Here is a 22,568-nt window from a genome sequence, read left to right as displayed (position 1 = left end):
CCTTTCTATGCAATAAAATAACGCCCAGGAGATCCTGCGCGTCCAGTAACTATATCTTTCAGTAGGAGGCATCACCCCGCCTTCCCGGAGGGAATTAGCCTAACTTTTCTTACCCTGTTTCTTTTTTTCTTTACCAGGTTCCTCCCATAAACCTCGTGTTTTTTCTCGCTCAGGAGCTCTTCTTAGATCTGGGTGAGCATCTAAATGTTCCCTCATCTCATTTTGCAGCTCTGATAGTTTCTGGTTTGCTGCTTTTGTCGTATTGCTATCTGCTGCCCCTTCTACAATACGTTTCTGTTTTCGGGTTTTTCTTTCAAGGGCTCGTTGCACCTGCTCTGCCTTATACCTCTTATTTGCCTTTTTACTATCTGGTACAGTGGGGAGCACTGTTATGCCTGGAAAATAGGTTGCTATGGTGTGTCGGCAGTTCGGGTGTAGCAATCCTGCGCTCATGGCCTCAGACAAAAGAGGAACGCCTAATTCCCTTGCTTCCTCTGCCGTTCCGTGGCTGAATACATCATCGACAAGCACCTTTCCCTGCCAGGGCGCACACTTTGAGCAAGTATTGGCGTGAGCTGACACAAAGACAGTGTGGATTCCCCATTGATCTCTTAGCTTTCCCTCAGCAAGAAACGTCGCCCGCTGGGAAGCAGTACGCAAAGACATTTCTGCATAACTGGCAATATTGACCCGTCTGCCAGATTTGTATTCAATGGAGTTGATTCCGGCATTTAGAAAATCCTTTGTAGCCATATCAATGGCCTGATCTAATGATTTTGTACCGGCAGCCATATACATTCCAGTTTTATAGATTGTCTGCCTGTATACATCATCCATGTATCTCCAGACAGTTCCTTGCACCTTTTGCATATCCTTACTAACCTGCGCCTTTAAATCCTCCACCTTTTGATCATTATCTCTTCCAGTTAAGACCTTTTCTTCCCCTTCTGGGTGGAATGTATCCTCGGCTGTTTCCTGCATCACATTTACTTTGTCTTCATTGATTCCAAAAAAGCTCTCCTCTGCCTTAGTTGGTATATCCAAATCTTCTTTTTCCACTGGCTTTGGAAGACTTAATGACTGGCCAGCGGATCTGATCAGACGATACAACGCCTTTTTAGCCTTGTCAAAACCGCCTTGTAATGTCTTTTCAATGGTTTCCTTGATCTCAGAGCTGTGGCTGTCTACAATATCCTGATTTTCTTTCCTGAAATTAAAGAGGTTTCGGAGTTTTGCTTTCTGCCACATCTCCCACCGGAAGCCTTCCTCTTTCTCTTCCTTTTCATGGTGTGTTAGGTTTCGCTTAAGGTTCTTAATGAGATCAAGTTCTATCTCCTCGAAGACTTTCCGAAGGTTGTATGCACCGTCACTGGGCGACTCCTGTTTCCGGCTCATTTATTGCGCCCTCCATTCCATCATAGCCAGCAACTTCTGGCTCCTCTGATTCTAAAATACCTTGCTCAATCTTTATCCGCTTAACTTCCTCTGCTTTTTCACTCTTCGACAAGGTATCTCCATACATTTCATCTATGGACTTTTCTATGCTCATGACACCGCTAGTCCGTGCCTTGCTTACCGTCTCCACTACAGCATCAAATCCTGGGGCTGCATACTCTCCAAACTTGACGGAAACTTTATACTCTCCAGGTGTTTTTTCTTGCATCTGGTCATAAGTCATCATAACCTTACTTACCAGTTCTGGAAGAACTTTACCCAGCACCTTAACCAGTGTCCCCCTAGTATGTGTGGTAATCTTCTCCTTTTCCCTTTGGCTATCGGCATTATCGGTCTTTTTCAGATCAATACCAAGAGTGGCCGGGGAAATGATTCCCTGCAGGGCCAGATCCAGAAAGGAGGTATAACTGTTTAGGTACGCCTCGTAGGATATCTGAGGTTGGACTACCTCAATCTTATCACTGTAGCCCTCTTTCTTTACTGCTCCAATGGCTATGTAATCGTTATCAAACTCATTCGGCTCAATGAGCTGCCCTGTGTTTGGATCCCTGGGAACCATATCTTCCGGGATATACCGGTTCACCCTTCCTTTCCTAACGGCATCAAGCCACTGGCTGATTACTTCGTCTAAAGCGTCCAGATCGTCCGTCTTTCCCTCAAATAACGCCTTGCCTCGTCCCTTCCACTTGCTTGATGTAAAGAAGATAAGGGGCACCCCCATAATATAATCACCATCAAAAGCAGTATCTTCATAGATTGCTGTTTCTGGAAGGGTATTAAGCTTGACTTCCTCTCCTCCATCATCAAACAGCTTGTAAGTCACATAACCCTTTCCATAGGTTTCTTCCAGGCGGTATTCCTTTGTCTCATTATTTGGGTAAGGGTACACAGTGGAAAAGATAATCTCAATTAATCTGCCCCGCTGATATTTGTACTCCACATGATCTGCCTCATAAAACTCTATGATTGGATAATTGCTAACTGTATCTAGGCTTATTTTAAAAGCACCATCTCCAGCTGATAGAGCACCGGCCACCGCTTCGCCCAGGAGGCCGTCGAAGTTGTTATCCTCAGCAATTTCATCCCATAACTGCTTTAAAGGTTGATTATCTCCTTTTTCTCCAAAGCTGATATCGTTTAGATCTGCCGTTATAATATCTTTGAAGCGGTCCACTACAATTCCCACAATACCGGAATGGATTTTCCTTACTTTCCGGTATGGAACGGAAGCCCAGAACCTTGCTTTGAATACATCACAGTATGCAGTCTGTTTAAAGAACTGTTCTAACTCTGACGGATCTCCTCGGTACCAGATCTTATTTTTCAAGACATTTCCTTGAAAGGAAAGCGGTTCCTTTATAACCACCTGTCTCTCTTTTGCATGTACAATCTTAAGCAATTTAAAATACATATCCTTAAACCAACCCATTTACGAACCCCTCCTTCCTGTTCCAATTTTCACTTCGTATGGCAGCCATGAGTACTGCACGCTGTTTATCATGTGATCATTCTTGTCCTCTGGTGTGTTGTCCTTGTCTTCCAACCAGCTATAGACCTCAAGCTCCCGAATGTAATTAACGCATGTCTCCACGATATAGAAGCAAGGCTTTGTTCCTGCGTCGGCAAACCAGTTTAACTGATTGATGATACGGTCAATGATCTGTTCTTTCTTCCAGGCATCATTGAAATTGTAAACACAACCGTTCAAGCGCTTATACTTTAAGAACTCTGTTATAGTTGCCTGGTCAGCAGAATCAATAAAGGTATCTCTGGCAAAGCCCCACTCACTCCGGTTGCGATCGAGGAAGTCAATAAAGTTACGGACCGTATCTGTTGGGGCCAGAGGCGTTCCCATATCTGCATTGTTGTATACTTTTTCATCAAGCACATAGCAGTTGCCCCGGTTCGTGATACCGATAAAGCTCATGGATATGGTATCCGGTGACTTCTGGGAATAAGACGTATCAAGTCCTGCTGAAAAGTGTACAAACCATTCTGTCTGATGGCGGTCATTCTGATTCCGTATAAATTGCTTTGCGTGCTCCTTTGTGACCACATGCTTCTTGCGGTCAAAGTTACTGAAAATCAGGCCGGTTGCTTTACCACGTAGCCCCTGTATCTTATTTTTGTATAGCTTCGTTCCTGGTGGAGCTGATCGGATCTTTTTCTCAATGGCTTCTTTTGTTAGAGAAAGGTTATCCCTAAACGTAAAAAACCAGTACCTCCACTTAGGTACTGGCGTTTCTGTAAGTTCTGCCATGATCTCCGCTGGCACATCGGCAGCGTACTTTTTATACGGCCGGGAGCGGTTAATAAATTCTTTGTAAATAGGGAGGTTTGGATCGTCCGGATTAAGCGTTGCCATGAGATAATCGTTTCTGGTTGAAATCTCTCTGACAAAATCAATATTAGCCGTGTTGATCTCGTCTATGTAAACACAGCCAAACTGGGAACCCAGGACCAGCTCCCATTTATCCCGATTATCATATCCCAATACAAATATGATCTTTCCCTCAAATACGATATGAGGAATCTTATAATCCTTGTCACCGTTCCCATAATATCTTGCCCCTGGGTGAATATCCAAAATCCCATTATCCTGCTGTATCACATTCTTTTCTGCGGTACCGGTTGTCTTTGATGCAATAATGTGCAGCTTCTTACTGCTCCGGCTGACCATACGCATGAACTTAACACCGGCACCAACTGTTGTTTTACCGCTAGCAGTTGTTCCCTCCAGGAAGTCTGCATCAACTCCATTTACTGTGTTTATGAAATCAAGGTATTTCTGGGACAAAGGGAAGCTACTACTCTTCAAGGCCCTCACCACCCATCTGGGACATGATATCATCCAGCTTTTCGGAAGTCTGGATATTTACATCCACCTTTTCCTTGAACATACCCAAGTGCCGCCCGATCAGCTCCAGGGCTTTCCCTTTATCGTTCAGCTTGATTTCAATTCCGTTCGCACCTTCCTTGATCCCAGCAATGGCTCCAAGCTTATCCCCCGGCATTTCTTCTGTAGCTTTGACCTGTACCGCTTTATAGGTCCCTTTGTTTTCAATCGTCACAAAATCAGTGACATCCGCAAAGCCGATTTTTGCAAGTTCCTTTAAAACCATGTCCTGAGTGATCTCAGTACGCTTTTCTCGGTCTTTCATGCGCTTTTCAACATAAGACGCAACGTTAACATTGGTTAACATCCTACTTGCCGCTGATTTAGCAGTTTCATCTTTCTTAACCTTGGGATATGCCACCTTGTAAGCTCTGGTAGCATTAAGATCAATCAGGTATTCATCTGCAAATATTTTCTGTTTGGCTGTTAATGCCATCAGTCTCACCTCACCTTCCAATCTGGCTAATTTTTATAACAAAAAAGAGACACTGGGGTACGTCTGAATAAACAAACTTCTTTGCCCTGCTAATCATCAAGATTTTGGAATATGAATTCTTTTATCTTGTCTTCAAATTCGGACAAACTTAAATTTAACTTATTTAGATTTTGTCTTACTTTATCGATATTTACTGCACTTGCAACTTTTCCATTGTCCTCTAATAAAGTTTCATAGGACAAATCGGTTGGATTATTTATAATCACATAATATGTATTATAAACTAAACTATTAGTTTCTTTAATATAATTCAATAATAAGTCTACACTTTTATATTTTTTTTCCTTGCATAACTCTAAGTGAATTACTATTTTTACTCCTATTCTTCTAAAATCTGATTGAGATACCATTAATTCTTTTTGATAATTCTCTGTTTTTTGAATGTCTGTATCGTTACTCTCCATATACATTATTGTATTTTGAATAAAATCTCCTGCAAAACATATGTACTCGGCTGTCATATCTACTAAGTTATTAAGAAACTCTATTTTCTCATTTCTTAATTGTATTTTCTTATTATCATTTAGAGTAACAAATAAAACATAAAGAGTGATAATACCTCCTATAATTGCACCAAGATATCCTCCCCAGAAGCCAGCCCAATCATTATTTCCTCCAGCAGGGAAAATCGGAAGTGTTGATAAAAAATAAATGATGATTGGGAATAAAATTATTATTGAAATTCCAAAAATAATAATACCTTTTTTATTTTCTTTGATCCACTTTTTCATTTACATTCTCTCTTTATCTTTTCTTCAATAATACATCAAAAATTGCCAAAAGAAAAGAGACGGGGTTGGCCGTCTCTGTGACTAACAACTTTACGAGAACATTAATTTGTATTCAGTTTTATCCGCTGACCCTCTGGATATTTTAGTTTTATTAAAAGGTATATTTTTTATAACATCCCTTTCAAATTCCGCCTTGATTCTACACCCCAAATGAACAGCTGTCGGAAACGGCATTGCCAAAGCTCCGCCATCTTCTGTTTTATCAAACAATGGCGCGGATTTTTTTACTTTCATTATTCTCCATTCGTTTTCATGCTCCCATTGTTTTGATTTTGTGGCAAAAGATAACAACCAATTGTCTTCTATGTTTTCTTCATTTTTAACCATTGATAACGCTGCATCATATCGTTCTTTATACATTACGGGGAATAAGCAATCGCCATACATAGCAAAAACTTCTTCAAAATCATATTCCACACAAAACCCTTCGTGTTTGTTAGCGTAATAACTCCACATAGGAATTGATTGATTGCTGGTGCTAAAGCATGTTATATATAAACTGTGTTTAATTGACTCGAATTTTCTTGATAATGCTTCTTGATTTTTAAGAATAAAATTATTTAACGCATTTTCATTATCTGAATTTTTTTCATAAATCTCTTGCAAATGCTGATCGTGCTTCAATCCCATATCAAATATATGTTTTATATCTATATCGATACAGCAATCAAAAGGATCATTAAATTTACCAGGATCACACATCCACTCTCTACTGGCTTTCAGAGATCTTAAGTGATAATCTTGACCACTCTTATAGACAAATAGACTTTTAGGTTTAATTTTCTTTAAAAGATCGAGATCAGGATCTTCTTCAAGCAATACACTTTTTATGTACTTTTCTTTTAATAACTCTATATCAGACATAAGCCTCCCCCTGCTTTTTCTTCCATCATACACCAAAATTCACCAAAAGAAAAGAGACACTCCAGTGTCCCCTAAAATAAATTACGAAGATCAAATGATAATATTTGAGAACTATATATTTGCATTATCCTTTTATTTAATAATTTAGCTAAACTAATTTCCGACATCACCCATTTAGATGTAAGTTTACTATCTGGCAGTAATACTAGCACTACATCACAATTATACAAATTATCAAAAATGTCCTTTTGAATATTTATGGAATTATTGCTTAAAGAATCGATATAAACTTCCCCGAATTTTTTTAGCATATTATAAACTTGCATTAAAAAATCGCTGGTTATGTTTTTGTCTTTTGTTGTATATGAAACAAATATCTTCATTAGGTCACCCCACAATTATTAACGCAGCTATGATAAGGTAGTATATGAACATCGACATATTAAACATGCTCTTCAAAATATGTCCCGCAAAGACTTTTAGACGCTGTAGAGTTTTCATGCTACTTCCAGTATTTTCAGTAACATCCGCTTTTTCTATTAATTCATTTTGCAATTTAGTAATTAAACGTCTTAATTTTTTTTGGTAATAATATGATTGTGCATCTAATATCCAAAACAGTACAACAATGGTGGCTAATATTTTAATTGCCAAATTAGTAGATATGGATATTTTAGTAATCATTCCCGCCATGATAGTAAAATACGCTATTAGTACACTTATAAATAATTTTTTAATTTCCATAGTATTACTAGAAAACTGAAGTACTGCACTATGAATTTGCTTTATATTATCAAGTTTAATTTCATCTTTTATATCTTTTTCGCCTTTTTTTTCATCTAAAACTTCTTTATTTTTTTTCTTCCTCATACATGCCACACGCTCCCTTAGCGAATAATTGTAACACAATACTTACTTAAATAAAATATCAAAACAATATTTTAACATAAAAATATTACAATTAGTTAATGAGGATAAAAAAGGGGGCCTCCCTTTAGGAAGCCCAATTTCTTGTTTACACTATAACACAGGATGAATGTGCCATACTATGCCAAATTTTCCAATTTTATCTTTTTTAATGCTCGACCATGGATCCTGTGTACAGTTCTCCATGAATATCCGTTATCCTCGGAAACCTCTTCCCATGTCTTACAATTTAAGTACTTATCCGTCATAATTGTGCATTCGTCATCATCACTAAGTAAATTAATAGCGGAGGTGATCTTAATCTGCCTATCTACAATATCCAATCGGATATTGTCAATCTGTTCCTCAAGGTTGGCCATCTGCTCCATGTATTTTGATATATCATTTATTCCGCCTTTCCCCCTGGGCATTCCGTTTCCTTGAGAAGCTCTTACATGGACAATATCAATTTTTATCTGCTCAAGCTGAAGCTCCAGAGATTTTAGGCGGTTCCTAGATTTCTTATACGTATTAAGATACTCCTTCTTCTCTTCATTCAAATTTTTTACCTGCTCCAAAAACTCACCCCCTGCTGTCAATATATCTTTTCACTTTATTTTTTTGCTGTTTCAGAAGTTCCATATACGTCATTGTGACTGATCTCTTCGGATCTTTTAAGCTGACCAACTCAACAATATTACGGTACTTTCTCACGACTATAACCTTACAGGAATCCTCATACTCGAATTTGGATCCTATCTTCAAAGACCGCCTAAACTCCCTTAGGTCCTGTACCGTAATTTCGGTTTCCTCCTGCTGAGTTTTATCCTCCAGGTTCTCCTCCCGTACAGCCTTAAAAGTATACCGGTGCTTGTACGACCTACCTTCACGGGCATAATCTCTTATAGCCTGTCTGGGGATTGACAGCAATTCTTCCCATTCCAAGGAGGTGCGCTCTCCCTGTTTTACTCCGTTATCGTACATTTCGTAGAGATATTTAAGTTTCATTCTCCACCTTCTTCCTCACAGGAGGCTTCCTGAGGCTCCGGTCCGGACAAAGGCTTGTATATGTATAAGCTGGCATCCGTGCACTGAAGCTCATAACCGGCGGGGCCTTTATAGCTGCAACCACTTCGGCCTGTATACGACTTTTCACGCTGGCTCTATCTGCTCTGCAGTCTTTTGATGATTTTCTCAATTTATCGCCTCTCTTGTTAAATAGTTATGTTCAAACGTTCTCTCTTGTTTATTATTTAGATTAGTAATACAATATATAAAACTCTTATCGTATAAAAGCAGGAGGTGTTCTATGTCAAAGAAGAAAACAAAGAAATTAACACCGTTACAATTAAAAGCAATGTTTACCGAAATTCATGGTATGAATAATGCTTCAATTGAACTTCAAAAAATTAGTCTCCAGGAAGATAGTAAAAAAAATCAAAAAATCACTTACATACTTCCCTCTATTGTTTTAAGTGCTTTTACATGCGAGCTTTGTTTAAAATCAATGTTAGCAATGAAAGACGTTGAAATTGATAATGAACATAATTTGCTTAATTTGTATCAATCATTAAATTCAGTGTTAAGCCCTGAATGTATAAAAAATATTCAACAAAATACTGAGACCCATTTTCTAAAGGAATGTAAATCACTTGATTCTGTTGATTTTGATAAAGAACTTAATATCATAGCAAACTCATTTATAGATCTTAGATATTTTTATGAAAAGGTTGAGACTCCTAAAGGACATTTGGTTAATCTTGCTTTTTTAGAAGGTTTTAAATTCGCCCTACTTCAACAATTTGTAAAAGTAGAGACAGAATATGCTGCTATGATAAACTCAAGAAATATTGAATGACCTTCAATGTAGTTCAAAATTCATCCACAACGTCTCCAGCCTCGGAAGATTGTTTTGCGCCCTGGCCGGGATATGGTTCGATTCCCACAATCTGATCCGCCAGTTCTAAAGCCATCTGATGCCATGGCACTGAACCATCAGTACTACGCAGATAACCATAGATGGATTCGACCAGCGCATCGTACCAGTCGCCTTTTTCCACGAGTTCATTTCTTACCGTTTCTGCCGCGACCTGAAGCTTACACGCTGCGTTATATGTATTTAATATCAAGCACACATATTTTCCCATCTGACACTCTGCACATATCTCTTCCAGCGCGTCCTGATCGGGAACCTCCTTAGGAAACCGGCATAAGTGATCGCATATATCTTCCCTCATGGAGGTGACGATTTTTTCTATCTCATTCTGATCTGCCATCTGAAACTCCTTTCTACCTGATAGTCTCATAAATCTGCTTGTCTTCATTCCATTTCACAGCTACAGGAGCTCCGCAGTCCAGGCAATTGATGTCAAACAAGGATTCCATCATGTTAGTAAGATACTTAAATCTCCTACCGCATTCACAATTTACAAACAAAGGGACTAATGGTTTTTCAAATTCGGATCTCTTTCCGCAGCTGTCACAGTGGTAGTGATCCGCTTCTTTTTTCATACAAAGTCCTTTTTCTTTTCCGCACACAGGACATTTTATGTACATAAATCCTTTGTATTTTGGAGTGTCCAAAGATGGAATTTTCGCATCCAGTTCTGCAATCACCGAATCCGGCATCGGATTGGCTACGGGCTTTTGTATGACTTCATAATTTTGTTTTGGTGGAATTTTCACTTCTGGCTTTACTACCGCCTTAATCGGAATGATAATTTCTTCCGGCACAGAAACCTTTCCCTTTTTCTTCATAGCAAGAAGGACTTCATTCAGTTTGCCAAATACCTCCAGGGCCTTTCCTTCTTCAAAATCAATAGCAACACTTGCTTCTGGCATTGATACTCTTATTTTCATGATTTATTCCCCTTTCCCGGCACACACTCAAAATGTATGTGCAACTCGGTACGCCTCCTAGTTGTTATGTGCTCACAATCTCCGTGAATCTCTTTTCCGCAGATATAGCAGATGTAGATTTTCTGTGGAGGAAGAGCATTAGTCTTTCTCTTAGCCGGCATTTTTTTCACACCCTTTCACAGTGCTATGAACAATCTCCCGCAGCTTATTGGCATATTCAAGAACCAGATCAGCATCCTGCTGGAGGAAAGCTGCTTGACTTGCCTTTTTCATATATCCGGATTCCCTGGTTGCTGAATTAATCTCCATGTACCACTTATCAGCCTGGGGACGTTCAATCCGTAATCCCTCAATAATCACATCCAGAATGACTTCCCTGGTCATGGACTGTATTCTTTGTGTTAGCTGGTCATATCCCTTCTGATATTCGGTCTTTAACTGCTGGAGGGGTATATTTTCTTTATTACGTTTCAAGGTTCCAAGCAAAGACCGATACTCATTTATTCCTGTTTCCGTCATAATTCCTCCGATTTATTACAACAATTACAATTTGTCGCAGTGCTTTGTAATCTTTTTACACCTCTTAAACCCTTGGTTTTCCTACGTTTTTTAAGAAAGATTACAAAATTACAAGATTACAAATTATTTTTCCTCATACGTGCGTTGTATGTAAGTTACTAATTTTTCAAAAAATATATGTGCTTACGTGTAAGGTATAAAAAGTTTGTAATTTCTGTAATTTTGTAATTTATGCCCTCTAGCCCGCATAAAACCTACATTCTCAGATTACAAAATCCATGTTTCGAATTGTAATTTCTTAAAAATAAGTGTAATTTCTTTACTTAAAAGGTAATTCCCCATCACCTACGGACACGAACTCGGCTTCCTTTTGAATGCCTTCTGCCACATTAATACAGGCACATCTAGCAGATTTTCCGTATACATTTGTTGATTTATACAGATTGCCCTGGTTGTCTTTGGTGAGCCGCCCGTTCTGATCAAGCCATGACAGCAACGCCTTAGGATTAAAACCTCCATCTTCACAGATCTTTTCATAGACATTCCGTATTATACGGACCTCGTCCCCTTTAATGGATCCATAGCAGGGATCAGAACCATTCTCAAACTTTGCTTGATTGCTGACGCAGAAGTCCTGTATATACTCAAAACCACGAGCGCCTACATCGACGTTTTCTTTGGTATGAAGATGCTTTTCTATATCGGCCACGGTCAATGCTTGTCCATCACAAAATATCCATTCTGTCGCCAAAGCGTCAGCGGTCAGAATTGCTGCAGCTGCCATCGTCTGCTTTTCGGTTGAAGAAGTCCCTAGTTCTTGGTAGAACTGCTTATAATAATTCTTGGCTTTTTCCTTAGCCCCTTCCGTTGATAGAAACCCCATGAACAACCGTCCGGCATGGCCGTAATTCGTCCTTATAACCTCTAACAGCCCGTGCACATCCTTAAATAGCTTTTCCCGACACTCAATTTCAATGATACGGTTTACAGATCCACCACCTGATGCATTATGGGTAATGGGAGATTCTCCGGATGTAATGGTGCAATTCTTCCATGTAAGAGTATTCTGGAGACCTCCTGTTTTTGCTCCTCTGGTCTTTCCTATACCCTCACACAAAATATAGACTGCCTGCTCAAAGGATTTCTTGTCTTTCACCAACTGAAACTCATCAAGTATCAGAGGAAGATTGTTTACAAAGCCTGCTAATTGCTCCAAACCTACCGGGGTTCCGTTGAACGTCTGAAGGTAACTGGCATCATCGTTCGGGTTGGCCCATACTGATACAGCAAGAAGCTGGGCCACTGTTTTACCAGTCTCAGTCCCTCCCCAAAGATGTACGATAAAGTTAAGTTTCCCTATGGTTTTCAGAACTACTGATGCAAAGCTTGCAGCCAAGGCGATTTTTGCCGGTGAATTTGTTTTTCGTACCTTTCTAACCTCAGTAACCCAAGATTCCAACTTTCCCTCTGAACTGACAGACTGAAAGATTTTTCTAAAATTGTCCTGACCATCAAACTCCAGGTTTCCAGTATATGGACAAAAATGTCCTGTTTTCGTCCAGCCCAAGTGACTTACTGACTGGACTCTTGGAATAATGTCATGATTAAGATCATCAATATTTTGTAAGTACTCCACCAAATAGGAAGCATTTTTGTCCGATACAGATATGTCCTTGTCAGCAAGATCCTTTATACCATTTGCCGTAAACAATGCTTTCTTAGCCGCCACCACACTCCCCCAGGCTCCGTAATTTCTGCGGAACATGAGCCGAAGCCTTACGCTTTCATCTTCAATGTTGACAAGCCTTTGAACGGGTAGAATTGGGTGCGTACAGGCTACATCAAGCCCTTGTTTGTCGTTGCGTCTTACAATGCCTTCATCATTTGCAATCCAATCCCCGGTATAAAGTTCAATCGGCTGGTCCTTAAAGTTAGTGACGTTATTTACAACACTGTTCATGCTCTTTTTATCACCATGCTGCGCGAAGTAAGCCTTGACCATGGTACCGAAACGTCGAAACCCTACCTTCTCAGCATTGGCAGCTAATTCATTAAAAAGCTGCATGTATTTAAACCCATCGTCCCGGTGAGAGTAAAGGAGCATATAAGGCTCTTCGGTATTAAATTCTTCCTGGGTGTACACCTTTAAAGGTTCATTCATTTAAGCTTCTCAACTCCTCTTGCTCCTCCCGGTTGCCAGATACTAAAATACTGTAATCTTCTACCAAGACTTGTTTTTTATTAATTACCACTCCCCATTCGTCCGAGAGTGGTTCGAAAATCATTTCCAGTTCGTCGTACATTCGAAGTGACCGGCAGACTTCAATCAGCTTTCGCTTTTTCCATGCATTAAAAGCCTCTTCATGTCTGCGAGTTGCTTCCCGTTCCCTTTTTCTCATTAATATCTGAGACAGGCTTACTTTGTCTATGGAGCCATAATCCCCTCCCAATTCGATGAACGCCTCTTTAAATCCAACATTGTCCATCATTTGAACAAAGGAAAATATATCCCCATTGGCACCACAGGCATGACAATGGAAGTCACGATTGTAAACCTTGAGGGAACCTTGCCTATCCCCTTGATGGAACGGGCAAGAAATAAATCCCCCACGATTCGGTTGGTAGCCGTACCGGGCCACAATATCCCTCATGCTGTAAGTATCTTTGATTTCCTCAACGGTCACCAGAGACACCTCCTAAAAGTTCAACAATCCTTTTACCAGTATGTAATTTGTCGCAAAACAGAAATTGCGTATCATACTTACGTTCCATGGTCTTTAATATCTTTTCCAGCTTTTCTCCGGTAACTGCCTTAGGAGAAGTTTTCAGACGTGGATTATTCCATTCGTGAACATCGTCAATGTTCTTGATCTGGTTACTGTGCTCTACCAGAATAATCACCTTGACACCTATCTCCTGCGCCCTTCTTAATTCATCAGTAAACCTTTTGTGACCCTGGCATACGTTAGACGCTACCTCGGTTAAATTTTGTTTGCGGTCTATGATTAACCGTGGATTATCAAAATTCATGTAATCACCTACATGAAGCTTGCTAATGAAGTGTTGCACTCCCTGCTGATCGAAAGCGTCTACGATTTTACGGATTGCCCTGGCTTTCTCTCTGGAATCAATTTGTATTACCATCTGATCCCTCCTTAGTTGAATGGAAGACCTTCGTCTTCGACACTGTCAGGAATTTTCATGAATCCATCACCAATTGCGCTACTGGGTGCTGGCCTTGCTTCACTGGGTGCACCTGCGGTATTATTTGAATTCTTAGATTCTCCAAATTCCACATTCTCTGCAACTACATCCGTCGTATAAACTTTTTGTCCATCCTGGTTAGTGTAGGAACCTGTCTGAATACGTCCTTCAATAACAATTTTGTTTCCTTGAAAGAAATACTTTTCAACAAACTCCGCAGTTTTTCCGAAAGCCACGCAACCGATGAAATCTGCAGTCTGTTCATTTTCTTTTTTGAATTCCCTATCAACCGCTACTGAAAAACGGGCAACGGTATGACCACCGTCTGAATATCTAACCTCTGGATCCCTGGTTAGCCTGCCTATTAAAATCACCTTATTAATATGTCATTCCTCCTCTATAGTTCATATTCAAGCCCCTTATCTGCTACATAAACAGGACATTCTATTAACTCTTTGACTTCTTTCTTAAAAACCACTTCATCACTGGTCCTGCCTGAAAGATGCAACAGGCATACCGTTTTCAACTCATGACCTTTATTTGCCTGAATGAAGTCCTTACAGGTACTAAGCTCCATATGTGTTAGTTTGATTCGACCTTGTAGGCTTTCATGGTATGCTTGCAACAATTCATTGCTATAATTACACTCAACCATGATGTGGTTTAGGTTTTTAAATCTATACCTTACATACTCGGTATCAGTAACAAAAAGTAGCCTGCCAACTTCCGAGTGCTCAATCAGGAATCCGGTACACGGTACATCGTGAACCAGAGGAAACGACCTGACAGCGAAAGGCTTACTTATTGCTGTTAGCGCTCCGGTTATGTGTCCCATGCTTGGAGCCATGACAGGTATACCAACTTTTATGTACTCATGTAGGTACTTAGCATGATCACCATGCTCATGTGACACCACTATCCCTACAATCTTTCTGATATTAAAATCCAGGGCTTTCTTGACCTCTTTAAACGGTATTCCTGCTTCAATAACCAAGCATTCTGTTTCATTGTGGAGCAGATAGCAGTTGCCTGCCGATCCGCTCCCTAAACATGTTATTCTCAAAATGGATCACCACCAGTTTGCTGGACAACTTCATTACTGACTGCCTCTGACACTGTCTCTGGTACTTCCTCAAAATCAACCGTATTTGCCTGACTTAAATTGCTTTCATGCTGATTGATTGTTTCATTGTCAATATACCGCGGGCTTCCGTCTTCATTTATGACTGCCATGTCCCGCTCGTATGCGTCGGACATTTCAATACTCATAATGCCCCACTTGCTGATTAACTGCCGGATCATGGTCTTTTCTGCCATCTCGTCAAAGCTCTTATACCAAAAGCTGGAGTATTTCCATGAGTCCTTCTCTGGATACTTTCCTGCTAAAAAGTCCTCATAGGAAACCCGATCATACTTTGAATTTTTACTCTTAACCTCATTTAAGTTAAATGCTTGAGAGTACTGGTCTGCATGTTTTTCCATTTTGGTCCGGGTCCAATAGATCTGCTTTCTGAAACCGTTAAGAAGTTCAAAATATGCCAGATACCCAATGACCGGAAGTTCTTCTCTAATCGCATCGTCTTCTATAAATTCAAATTTATGCTTTCCTGTCAATCTGTCCCTGCCCAGGTATTCCCCTTGTCTTACTAAAACGACATCAAGATCAAGGTATTGCCCTGTTCTCATAGCAAGCTGCTTGTACCCCTTGGCTCCAAGTTGGAACTGAGCGTCTACGGAAATAACGTTACCCTCACGGTCCTTTTTCTTATAAGGGACCATGTAAATTTGGCCCAGTTGCGGGCTAGGGGAAAGATTCAAAGCCTCCCCTAGTAAAGCTGCGCTTAATATGCTATTATTGCTACATTCCTGCAAGGCTGGTGTATTCTGAACTGCGGATACAACACTCGCAATAAACCTCGTGGTATTCTTCTGTCCAACCACCTGCATGATGTTGGCTCTTACCTTGTCATTTCCTAAAAAAGTTGCTATACCTGTCTTCTGCTGTGTAGTAATTTCATTGCCCATTCTTTATGCCTCCACTTCCAATGTGTTGTTTTCTGATACCTTTAAGAGAATTAACTGCCCGTCCATGTCAGGAATATTAAAATCATTTACGGATTCTGCGTTATCAATAAAAATTGGTGCTGTTACCTCATAAATCCCCTGTAGGGCTGAAATGATATCTAACCCAGCAACAACTCTATGGCCTGTATTTAAGGAACTAAATGGAACACCATTTACAAGGCACTCACAGGTTTCTTTATACCCACCATTAATCTGCGTTTCAAAAAGGCGGAAACTAACCAGTTTAAATTTTGCGTTGATCCGCGAGGAAAGTAAGTCCATCTTAGCCTTTATGAATTCCTCTAGGAGAAACAGATCCTTTTCCTGGTTGGCAATCTGTTGCGAAGTGGCTCTTTGCTCCTGCTGTAGCTCTGTGATACGATCCTGTACTCTCTGATTGTTTTCTTTTCCATTCAGGATATTTTTAACCTTATCAAGTTCCAGAACCAGACTTTCCTTTTTTTGCCTTAACTGATTTATATAACCAGAACCTGTACCCATTTCACGAACCTGATTTTCTAGCTGTTCGATTTCGGCTAGTAGAGACTGGTATTCAGAATTATCTTGCAATTCCACTTCTTGAGGTAAAACCGCCAACTCTTCCATAGCCGCAGTCTTTCTTTTATTCTGTTCAATCTTATCGGCTTTACATTTTTCCAAGTGCTGGGTAAGAGCCGTTATTTCTGTTTCCATGGTTGCAATGTTGCTTGCAGTCTGTTTTCCGTTTTTTACAATGTCCTCTAAGCTCTTAAGCTTATTGGCCTGAAACTCCGCTATTTTAGAACCCTCCTGATCAGCTGGAAGGGCCTGTTTGCACATAGGGCAACATAGGTCTTTTGAGTCTATCTGCATTGCCTGAACTTCTTTATGATTCTTTAACAACGCTTCCCTAAAGGCTCTATTACTTTCCAGAAGTACATCTTTCTGCTGAATCTCTCTTTCAACTCTTTCACATTCCCGCATTGCATCTGAAAAAGCGTAGTTAGCATCGTCTATCCGTTTCTGTATTTCACGCTTTTGAACCACTAATTTTTCATTGGCCTTACGCTTTAAATCGCTAAGATCGAATTGCTTTTGCATAATGGCATTGTTGATCCCCGAAATGACCTCGCCCGCCTTGGAGGCATTAGACTCCTGTTCTTCAAGACTGCGAATCTGATTTTCAAGCTCCAATTTAAGTAATTCACTCTGCGTAAAATCTGCCTGAATCAATCCCTTACTAGCTTCGTCGATTCTGGCCGGTAGCTCCGCCTGCCTTTTGTTGAGTTCTTTTAAAGCTTTCTTTGCTTTTGCGGTCAGATCGTCTACTGTGAAATCCTTTAAGCGCTCTGACAGTGCAAGGAACTTTTCGTTCGAAGAAATAACATCCCGATCCGTAACTTCTGAAACCAGTTTTAAAAGAATGGTTCTCTGATCCTTCCATTTCAGTGATGTAAAAGCTTGGGGACTGGTTATCAGCTTAAACAGCTCCTCATTCATTAGATCATCTATGTAGGCTTTGTAATCTTTCTCTGTCTTGGGAATCTCATTAATTTCATACTTGTTGATATTGCCCTGAAACTGAGAAACTTCACTTCCTTTTTTCTTAACCCAGTTCTGCTCCTGGGTCTTAGTAAGTACTATTTCTTTCCCATCCGCCTCTAGTGTAGCGGATATTTTAATAACCAGATTATCAATAGGGACTCCTTGTCCATCATTTGGACGAATATTAAAGTCAGTTTTTCCCTCACTGTCTTTGTTGAAAAGAAGCCATGTGAAACTATCCATAATGGTAGTTTTCCCGGTTGCATTCTGACCAGAAATGATAGTTCTTTCCTGAAAATCAATGACCAACTGCTTAATTCCTTTAAAGTTTTCAATAAGAATATTCTTTAATTTTAAATTCATTATCTTGCAATCCTCCATTCATGAATTAGATTAACAGAAACCTCATAAGCGGTCCGAGTCTCCGCAGTGTTGTTCTCCAGGAGCTTAGAGTACTCACGGCTCTGGATTCGACCAGTTATCTTAATGGCTGCTCCTACCTCAAACCCTGCGGCGTATCTGGCATCTCTTCCCCAGGTAATGCAAGGTATGTAATCAGACTTCCCATAGGGGCGGTTCACTGCCAGCAGCAAATCAGCGATTTCCCTTCCAAGGGGAGTCTTTCTATAAACAGGTGGCTTGCAGACAAATCCTGTTAGGGTAATATTGTTTGACTTAGTGGCGTCAATCAGATCGGCGCTTAGAAAATAAAAATCTCTAACAAATACATTGAGGGATAATCCCTTTTTATTTCCTTTTACATTATTGTAGGAACGATACTGTCCGGATACCTGCATAGTCAATCCAGTATAGTCCTGGTCTACATCAAGTAACCGATCAGACATAATTACCGGAAGGTGGTCAATCTCCCCACTAAGTCTCTTGACAGCCAAAGTCATTGTATAAAAGCCCTCTCCGTAAACCTCGTGACTGTACCTGAATCCGGAGACAACTTCTCCTGCCAAAACCACTGTATTATTGGTAATTTTTGAATCCATCTTGAAATCCTCCTGATCCCCATTTATAATAGGGGTGTATAGTATTTACTTGTTACTTTGATTCCCTGGGAGTTGCAGCTCCTGGGGTTTCTGCTTTTTCACAGCCCGCAATGCGGCCATCGTTAATCAGCAACGGTTTGAGTATTCCTTTTTCAATCGAATCTGCCAACACATCAACCGGAACGTCCTCCAGTTCTTCTAATATCCATTTTTCAAATATCATGATTCCTTCACCTTCTTTCTTGTAAAATTTTTCAATTCTCCTTATACTGTACTTACAGGCCGTGCAGGGTCGAGTACAAAAGAAAGGAGAAAATATAATGACCGATAACAAATTTGGCATGTCCTTTTCAGAAATATCTGAAATTCGCCCTATGAATCCAGAAACAGCTGCGCACAACATTGCTCTCGCCTATATACAATCCGCTTTTAGATCAAGTGAACTTCCTGCAGATGGTTACATAGCTCAGGATTCCATTTTCCCTATTGCCAACGTATATGTTGATGCCTATAATTTTGCATATAACTTCATTGCCCATGAAAACAAACTTATAGACGAGGCTGAATAGTACCTATTACTGTATCTGGGCTACGTTTGTACATACGTTCCATGACGTTGTCCAGATGCGTCCTCGCTATTTTACTTTCTGTAATGGTTAATTCGCTCATTGCAAGCACGCAATTCTCAACAGCTTTTACTATTTTCTCTTTATCACATCCACACGCTGATAAAGCATAATCATTCAAGCCAGCAATTGTATTTTTGTTTTTTTCCAATCTCCTCTCACCTCCTCTCACATAACCTCTAACGCTCCACAAATCGCAAGCATCAGGAATAAGCTACTTGTAAATATCACCGCCGGCATAATCCGCTTTGTAAGCTCCATCAGCTTTGATGGGCTGGTGTCGGTATAATCGTCTAAATTGTCATAGTACTTTCGCATGAGTTTCCTCCTTTCCTATCCTTTACCTTCATCTGCAAGTTTAAGGAGATACTGATCCCACTTATCAACGTCCACTTGCCATTTACGTCCAACACGAATTGCTGGAGATCCTTTTCTCTTAAACAAGGCTTCAATCGTGTTATGACTTATTCCATGGCGCTCTACGCACTCTTTGATTGATAGAAATTGTCTGTCTGACACTGCTATTCCTCCTTTCATAATCTTTATAGGAATGCCTTCTACTACATTCAGGACGGCACCTAAGTTACTGATAAGATTTGCATAATAGTATAATTTCTATATGTACTACCATTCTTTCTTGTAAATTTATTCCTATGAGCTTATAATGAAATATAATAATATTTTGGATTAAGGAGATTTCAAAATGGAATTAATAGGGCAGTTTATTAACAATCCTCAAGCAAACTTTGACCCACTGAATTTTATAGGTATATTGGCTACCGTTGTTGTTTCTATTTACATTTTCAGATCTGAAACCTCTATCTCTTTTACAAAAGAGCGTCATGAAAAACTAATATTTCCACTTTTTGACATACTTGAACCTATTCTTTATCAAAATCCTGATCCAGAAATACTCTCAAAAGCATTAGATATAATAGAAACAAACAAAAGTCTAGCAGATGGAAATTTACTAAGTGTGCACTATTACTGTAAGGTAAACCCTAATACTGAAAACTTCAACTCACTTTGCTCATACATAGACAAAGCATTTGATAAATCCTGTCGCAAACTACAATTAAAAACACGCACTCTAGAATACCGATTAAACAGGAATCAATACAAAAGCAAGTTTTTCTTTGTGTTTTACTTAATAATAAAAACCATAATATTTGCTATCACGCTTTTTGCAGCGCTTTTTATCCTCGCAATTCTAATTGCATTAGGAAAACTTTTTTACAACTCAGTAAATGAAACAACTCAAATAATTTTTACTCTTTTAGGAAGTGTTTGCTTCCTTGGCTTATTTAAGATTTTTGAAAAGAACTTTTAATTATTGATTTTAAATATAAAAAAACAAATAGAAAATGCTAACAGACCTAAGCCAAACCCATATTTTAATGCTATTGTATAACTGGTTAAGGCTGCGATTAAAGCAAACAATAGACTCATTTCCCTTTCTGTTACCTCCAGATTTTAATGTGTTGAAAGTTGGTAATCTCTCTACTAAGAATTTAGATTCTTCTACTTTCACAGATAGAGCAGAATCAAACATTATAATTGCAAGCTTTAGTTACTATTATTTATTCTTAGTTTGCATAGTTTAGTGATTTTAAATCATCTGTTTGACAAAAAAAATTTCTTCTTTCTCTCTTAACGATCTAATTCCCAACAAATCACAAAGAGCCGATACTTCACTTGTTTTAAATTCCTGCTTATTACTAATCTTTAATTGAAATCCATATGCTGAGAGTCCTAGGTGATTCGCAACGAACTTCATTTTTAAGCCTTTTTTAGCTATCAAATCTTTTAAAAGGACTGTGTTAGTCAATATTACTACCTCCCTTCTTTTGATGATTTTAAATCACCTATATATAATATATCATTGTGGTGATTCAAAGTCAACTACTTTTCCATATTTACACAAAAATAATTGATTTAAAATAAACTCTGTGTTATATTTATATTATCACTTAGGAAATAGAGGGATTTTTATGGCGGATATTGGTAAGAGAATAAAAGAAAAAAGAGAATCTATAGGCATGACCCAGGAGGATTTAGCAACGTCGCTCGGTTACAGAAATAAATCCACTATAGCTAAGATAGAAAATGGTACCAATGATATCGTACAAAGTAAGGTAGTTGAATTTGCTAAAGCTTTGCGCACAACAGTTCCGTATCTAATGGGTTGGGAAGATGAAGATGTTCCACATATTACAGACTCAGATACCTATACCATAAATGTAAATGGCACTGACTTTAATATAAAGCCATCTGAAATAGAACACATAATAAAATACCGATTACTTGATTCTTCCGGAAAAGAAATAGTAAATTATATATTAGACAAAGAGACCGCCCGCACCGAAGCCATAGCAGAACTTAATAAGCAGGTAAAGGAGCTTGATGTTACAATTCATTTACCAAGAGAAAAAAATCCCTCTCTTGAAAAGCCACATCTCCTTCCTAATGCAGCCCATGAGCGCACAGATATAGAAGTAACTGAAGAAATGAAAAAACACGATGATGCTTTCTTTGATGAGTAGATTATATATAAATAAAAAATTAAAATAGCCTATGGCTTTTTAATAAAATAATATTACGGAGGTAATGGGATGAAAAAGACAAGATTACTACTTGTGACCGCAGCACTGTCTGCAGTAATGGGCATAACAACTTTTGCAGGAGAATGGAAGCAGGACGCAACCGGTTGGTGGTATCAGAATCAGGATGGGGGATACCCAGTTAACTCCTGGCAAGATATTGATGGAAAGCAATACTATTTTAATGAATCTGGTTATATTCTTACAAACACAACCACTCCTGACGGCAAGCAAGTAGGGGCAGACGGCGCCATGATTCAGGCTCCACTCTTTGATTTTGCCATTAAAGACAGTCAAGTCAGATATACCAAACATGAAATCTCTACAGACTATGAGGGCAATGCATGTGTTATTGTATATTACGATTTTACTAACAAATCAGATAAGGAATTAAGTGCAATGGGAAGTGGAAGTTATATAAAGGCTTACCAAAATGGTATTGAATGCGACAGAGCGTATCTACCATCTGCAGAGAATAAGGCTATCAATAATCGTACCAAGAATGTAATGCCCGGAATAACCCTTAATGTGGCTGAAGCGTTCAAGATTTCTGACAAAAGTGATATCATTCTCACTCTTGAAGATTTGTGGGACTGGAGTACGAGCAAAAAGACTACCAAAGCAACTTTAAACTTAAACTAATATAGTACGCAAAAACCGCCCGGTATTGGCGTACCGAACGGCTTTACATATAGATTTTCTCTTACCGGATATGCCGAAAAGATACAATCATTCCCAAACAGATTATATCATTTTCGAAACGCGC

General features: G+C 39.3%; 31 protein-coding genes. 5 read left to right on the top strand and 26 right to left on the bottom strand.

Features of this window, described 5'->3' with window-relative positions:
• Nucleotides 1-99: 99 nt before the first annotated feature.
• The 10 genes from OW255_RS00500 to OW255_RS00460 all read right to left on the bottom strand — a co-directional run bounded on the left by OW255_RS00500 (nt 100) and on the right by OW255_RS00460 (nt 8,416).
• Nucleotides 100-1,395 carry a phage minor capsid protein gene (locus tag OW255_RS00500; RefSeq protein WP_268115277.1) on the bottom strand — a complete coding sequence of 432 codons (1,296 nt, stop codon included), beginning with the start codon at nt 1,393-1,395 and terminating at the stop codon, nt 100-102.
• The gene (locus OW255_RS00495; RefSeq protein ID WP_268115276.1) at nt 1,367-2,884 is read right to left on the bottom strand and encodes a capsid protein; all 1,518 of its coding nucleotides are present in this window, start codon (nt 2,882-2,884) and stop codon (nt 1,367-1,369) included. The genes OW255_RS00500 and OW255_RS00495 overlap by 29 nt, the downstream gene beginning before the upstream one ends.
• Nucleotides 2,885-4,273: a terminase gene (locus OW255_RS00490; protein WP_268115275.1), complete on the bottom strand. Its 1,389-nt coding sequence runs from the start codon at nt 4,271-4,273 to the stop codon at nt 2,885-2,887.
• Nucleotides 4,263-4,787: a terminase small subunit gene (locus tag OW255_RS00485; protein WP_268115274.1), complete on the bottom strand. Its 525-nt coding sequence runs from the start codon at nt 4,785-4,787 to the stop codon at nt 4,263-4,265. The genes OW255_RS00490 and OW255_RS00485 overlap by 11 nt, the downstream gene beginning before the upstream one ends.
• Nucleotides 4,788-4,876: 89 nt before the next feature.
• Nucleotides 4,877-5,578, bottom strand: a complete 702-nt coding sequence (locus OW255_RS00480) for a hypothetical protein (protein WP_268115273.1) — start codon at nt 5,576-5,578, stop codon at nt 4,877-4,879.
• A 90-nt stretch (nt 5,579-5,668) separates the two neighbouring features.
• Nucleotides 5,669-6,502, bottom strand: a complete 834-nt coding sequence (locus tag OW255_RS00475; protein ID WP_268115272.1) for a DUF2971 domain-containing protein — start codon at nt 6,500-6,502, stop codon at nt 5,669-5,671.
• A 71-nt stretch (nt 6,503-6,573) separates the two neighbouring features.
• Entirely contained in the window at nt 6,574-6,828 is a 255-nt protein-coding gene (locus OW255_RS21020; protein ID WP_416861729.1) for a TIR domain-containing protein, read from the bottom strand.
• 61 nt (nt 6,829-6,889) lie between these two features.
• On the bottom strand, nt 6,890-7,372 hold the full coding sequence (locus OW255_RS00470; protein WP_268115271.1) for a hypothetical protein: 483 nt from the start codon (nt 7,370-7,372) through the stop codon (nt 6,890-6,892).
• A gap of 176 nt (nt 7,373-7,548) precedes the next feature.
• Complete coding sequence (locus OW255_RS00465; RefSeq protein WP_268115270.1) at nt 7,549-7,986, bottom strand: RNA polymerase sigma factor sigma-70 region 4 domain-containing protein; 438 nt, start codon at nt 7,984-7,986, stop codon at nt 7,549-7,551.
• Nucleotides 7,987-7,990: 4 nt separating this feature from the next.
• The gene (locus OW255_RS00460; RefSeq protein WP_268115269.1) at nt 7,991-8,416 is read right to left on the bottom strand and encodes a hypothetical protein; all 426 of its coding nucleotides are present in this window, start codon (nt 8,414-8,416) and stop codon (nt 7,991-7,993) included.
• 301 nt (nt 8,417-8,717) lie between these two features.
• Here OW255_RS00460 and OW255_RS00455 point away from each other — a divergent pair, with 301 nt between their 5' ends.
• On the top strand, nt 8,718-9,266 hold the full coding sequence (locus OW255_RS00455) for a hypothetical protein (RefSeq protein ID WP_268115268.1): 549 nt from the start codon (nt 8,718-8,720) through the stop codon (nt 9,264-9,266).
• Between the two features lie 13 nt (nt 9,267-9,279).
• Here the strand turns inward: OW255_RS00455 and OW255_RS00450 are convergent, their stop codons facing one another.
• From OW255_RS00450 to OW255_RS00395, 12 genes are all read right to left on the bottom strand, one after another.
• A complete protein-coding gene (locus OW255_RS00450) occupies nt 9,280-9,684 on the bottom strand; it encodes a hypothetical protein (protein WP_268115267.1) in 405 nt (134 codons plus the stop codon).
• 13 nt (nt 9,685-9,697) lie between these two features.
• Nucleotides 9,698-10,267, bottom strand: coding sequence for a hypothetical protein (locus tag OW255_RS00445; protein WP_268115266.1), 570 nt, complete (start codon nt 10,265-10,267; stop codon nt 9,698-9,700).
• Between the two features lie 150 nt (nt 10,268-10,417).
• Complete coding sequence (locus OW255_RS00440) at nt 10,418-10,786, bottom strand: hypothetical protein (RefSeq protein ID WP_268115265.1); 369 nt, start codon at nt 10,784-10,786, stop codon at nt 10,418-10,420.
• A 319-nt stretch (nt 10,787-11,105) separates the two neighbouring features.
• Nucleotides 11,106-12,947: a DUF927 domain-containing protein gene (locus OW255_RS00435; RefSeq protein WP_268115264.1), complete on the bottom strand. Its 1,842-nt coding sequence runs from the start codon at nt 12,945-12,947 to the stop codon at nt 11,106-11,108.
• Nucleotides 12,940-13,470 carry a CHC2 zinc finger domain-containing protein gene (locus OW255_RS00430; RefSeq protein ID WP_268115263.1) on the bottom strand — a complete coding sequence of 177 codons (531 nt, stop codon included), beginning with the start codon at nt 13,468-13,470 and terminating at the stop codon, nt 12,940-12,942. Before OW255_RS00430 ends, OW255_RS00435 begins: the two co-directional genes overlap by 8 nt.
• Entirely contained in the window at nt 13,460-13,930 is a 471-nt protein-coding gene (locus OW255_RS00425; protein ID WP_268115262.1) for an ERCC4 domain-containing protein, read from the bottom strand. The genes OW255_RS00430 and OW255_RS00425 overlap by 11 nt, the downstream gene beginning before the upstream one ends.
• Nucleotides 13,931-13,941: 11 nt before the next feature.
• Entirely contained in the window at nt 13,942-14,373 is a 432-nt protein-coding gene (locus OW255_RS00420; RefSeq protein WP_268116647.1) for a single-stranded DNA-binding protein, read from the bottom strand.
• Between the two features lie 14 nt (nt 14,374-14,387).
• On the bottom strand, nt 14,388-15,053 hold the full coding sequence (locus OW255_RS00415; RefSeq protein WP_268115261.1) for an MBL fold metallo-hydrolase: 666 nt from the start codon (nt 15,051-15,053) through the stop codon (nt 14,388-14,390).
• Nucleotides 15,050-16,015, bottom strand: coding sequence for a recombinase RecT (locus OW255_RS00410; protein WP_268115260.1), 966 nt, complete (start codon nt 16,013-16,015; stop codon nt 15,050-15,052). Before OW255_RS00410 ends, OW255_RS00415 begins: the two co-directional genes overlap by 4 nt.
• 3 nt (nt 16,016-16,018) lie before the next feature.
• Entirely contained in the window at nt 16,019-17,941 is a 1,923-nt protein-coding gene (locus tag OW255_RS00405; protein ID WP_268115259.1) for an AAA family ATPase, read from the bottom strand.
• Nucleotides 17,941-18,576, bottom strand: a complete 636-nt coding sequence (locus OW255_RS00400) for a single-stranded DNA-binding protein (protein ID WP_268115258.1) — start codon at nt 18,574-18,576, stop codon at nt 17,941-17,943. The genes OW255_RS00405 and OW255_RS00400 overlap by 1 nt, the downstream gene beginning before the upstream one ends.
• A 52-nt stretch (nt 18,577-18,628) precedes the next feature.
• Nucleotides 18,629-18,799 (bottom strand): hypothetical protein, encoded by a 171-nt coding sequence (locus OW255_RS00395; RefSeq protein WP_268115257.1) that lies wholly within the window; start codon nt 18,797-18,799, stop codon nt 18,629-18,631.
• Nucleotides 18,800-18,896: 97 nt separating this feature from the next.
• Here OW255_RS00395 and OW255_RS00390 point away from each other — a divergent pair, with 97 nt between their 5' ends.
• Nucleotides 18,897-19,145, top strand: coding sequence for a hypothetical protein (locus OW255_RS00390; protein ID WP_268115256.1), 249 nt, complete (start codon nt 18,897-18,899; stop codon nt 19,143-19,145).
• Here the strand turns inward: OW255_RS00390 and OW255_RS00385 are convergent.
• The 3 genes from OW255_RS00385 to OW255_RS00375 are packed head-to-tail and all read right to left on the bottom strand — an operon-like array spanning nt 19,126 to nt 19,721.
• Nucleotides 19,126-19,353, bottom strand: coding sequence for a hypothetical protein (locus OW255_RS00385; RefSeq protein WP_268115255.1), 228 nt, complete (start codon nt 19,351-19,353; stop codon nt 19,126-19,128). The two genes, OW255_RS00390 and OW255_RS00385, sit on opposite strands and share 20 nt — an antisense overlap.
• A gap of 17 nt (nt 19,354-19,370) precedes the next feature.
• Nucleotides 19,371-19,520 carry a hypothetical protein gene (locus OW255_RS00380; protein ID WP_268115254.1) on the bottom strand — a complete coding sequence of 50 codons (150 nt, stop codon included), beginning with the start codon at nt 19,518-19,520 and terminating at the stop codon, nt 19,371-19,373.
• Between the two features lie 15 nt (nt 19,521-19,535).
• Complete coding sequence (locus tag OW255_RS00375; protein ID WP_268115253.1) at nt 19,536-19,721, bottom strand: MerR family transcriptional regulator; 186 nt, start codon at nt 19,719-19,721, stop codon at nt 19,536-19,538.
• Between the two features lie 184 nt (nt 19,722-19,905).
• Here OW255_RS00375 and OW255_RS00370 point away from each other — a divergent pair, with 184 nt between their 5' ends.
• Entirely contained in the window at nt 19,906-20,532 is a 627-nt protein-coding gene (locus tag OW255_RS00370; RefSeq protein WP_268115252.1) for a hypothetical protein, read from the top strand.
• 279 nt (nt 20,533-20,811) lie between these two features.
• Here OW255_RS00370 and OW255_RS00365 read toward each other — a convergent pair whose 3' ends face one another.
• The gene (locus OW255_RS00365) at nt 20,812-21,030 is read right to left on the bottom strand and encodes a hypothetical protein (RefSeq protein ID WP_268115251.1); all 219 of its coding nucleotides are present in this window, start codon (nt 21,028-21,030) and stop codon (nt 20,812-20,814) included.
• Nucleotides 21,031-21,193: 163 nt separating this feature from the next.
• On the opposite strand from OW255_RS00365, the gene OW255_RS00360 reads away from it, so the two are divergent.
• Both OW255_RS00360 and OW255_RS00355 read left to right on the top strand, forming a co-directional pair.
• Nucleotides 21,194-21,745, top strand: a complete 552-nt coding sequence (locus tag OW255_RS00360; protein WP_268115250.1) for a helix-turn-helix domain-containing protein — start codon at nt 21,194-21,196, stop codon at nt 21,743-21,745.
• Between the two features lie 69 nt (nt 21,746-21,814).
• Nucleotides 21,815-22,444, top strand: coding sequence for a DUF5067 domain-containing protein (locus OW255_RS00355; protein ID WP_268115249.1), 630 nt, complete (start codon nt 21,815-21,817; stop codon nt 22,442-22,444).
• The last annotated feature ends 124 nt before the right edge of the window (nt 22,445-22,568 follow it).

Source organism: Lacrimispora xylanolytica, assembly GCF_026723765.1.
Taxonomy (GTDB): Bacteria; Bacillota; Clostridia; order Lachnospirales; family Lachnospiraceae; genus Lacrimispora; species Lacrimispora xylanolytica.
This window is presented reverse-complemented; position numbering and strand designations above follow the sequence as displayed.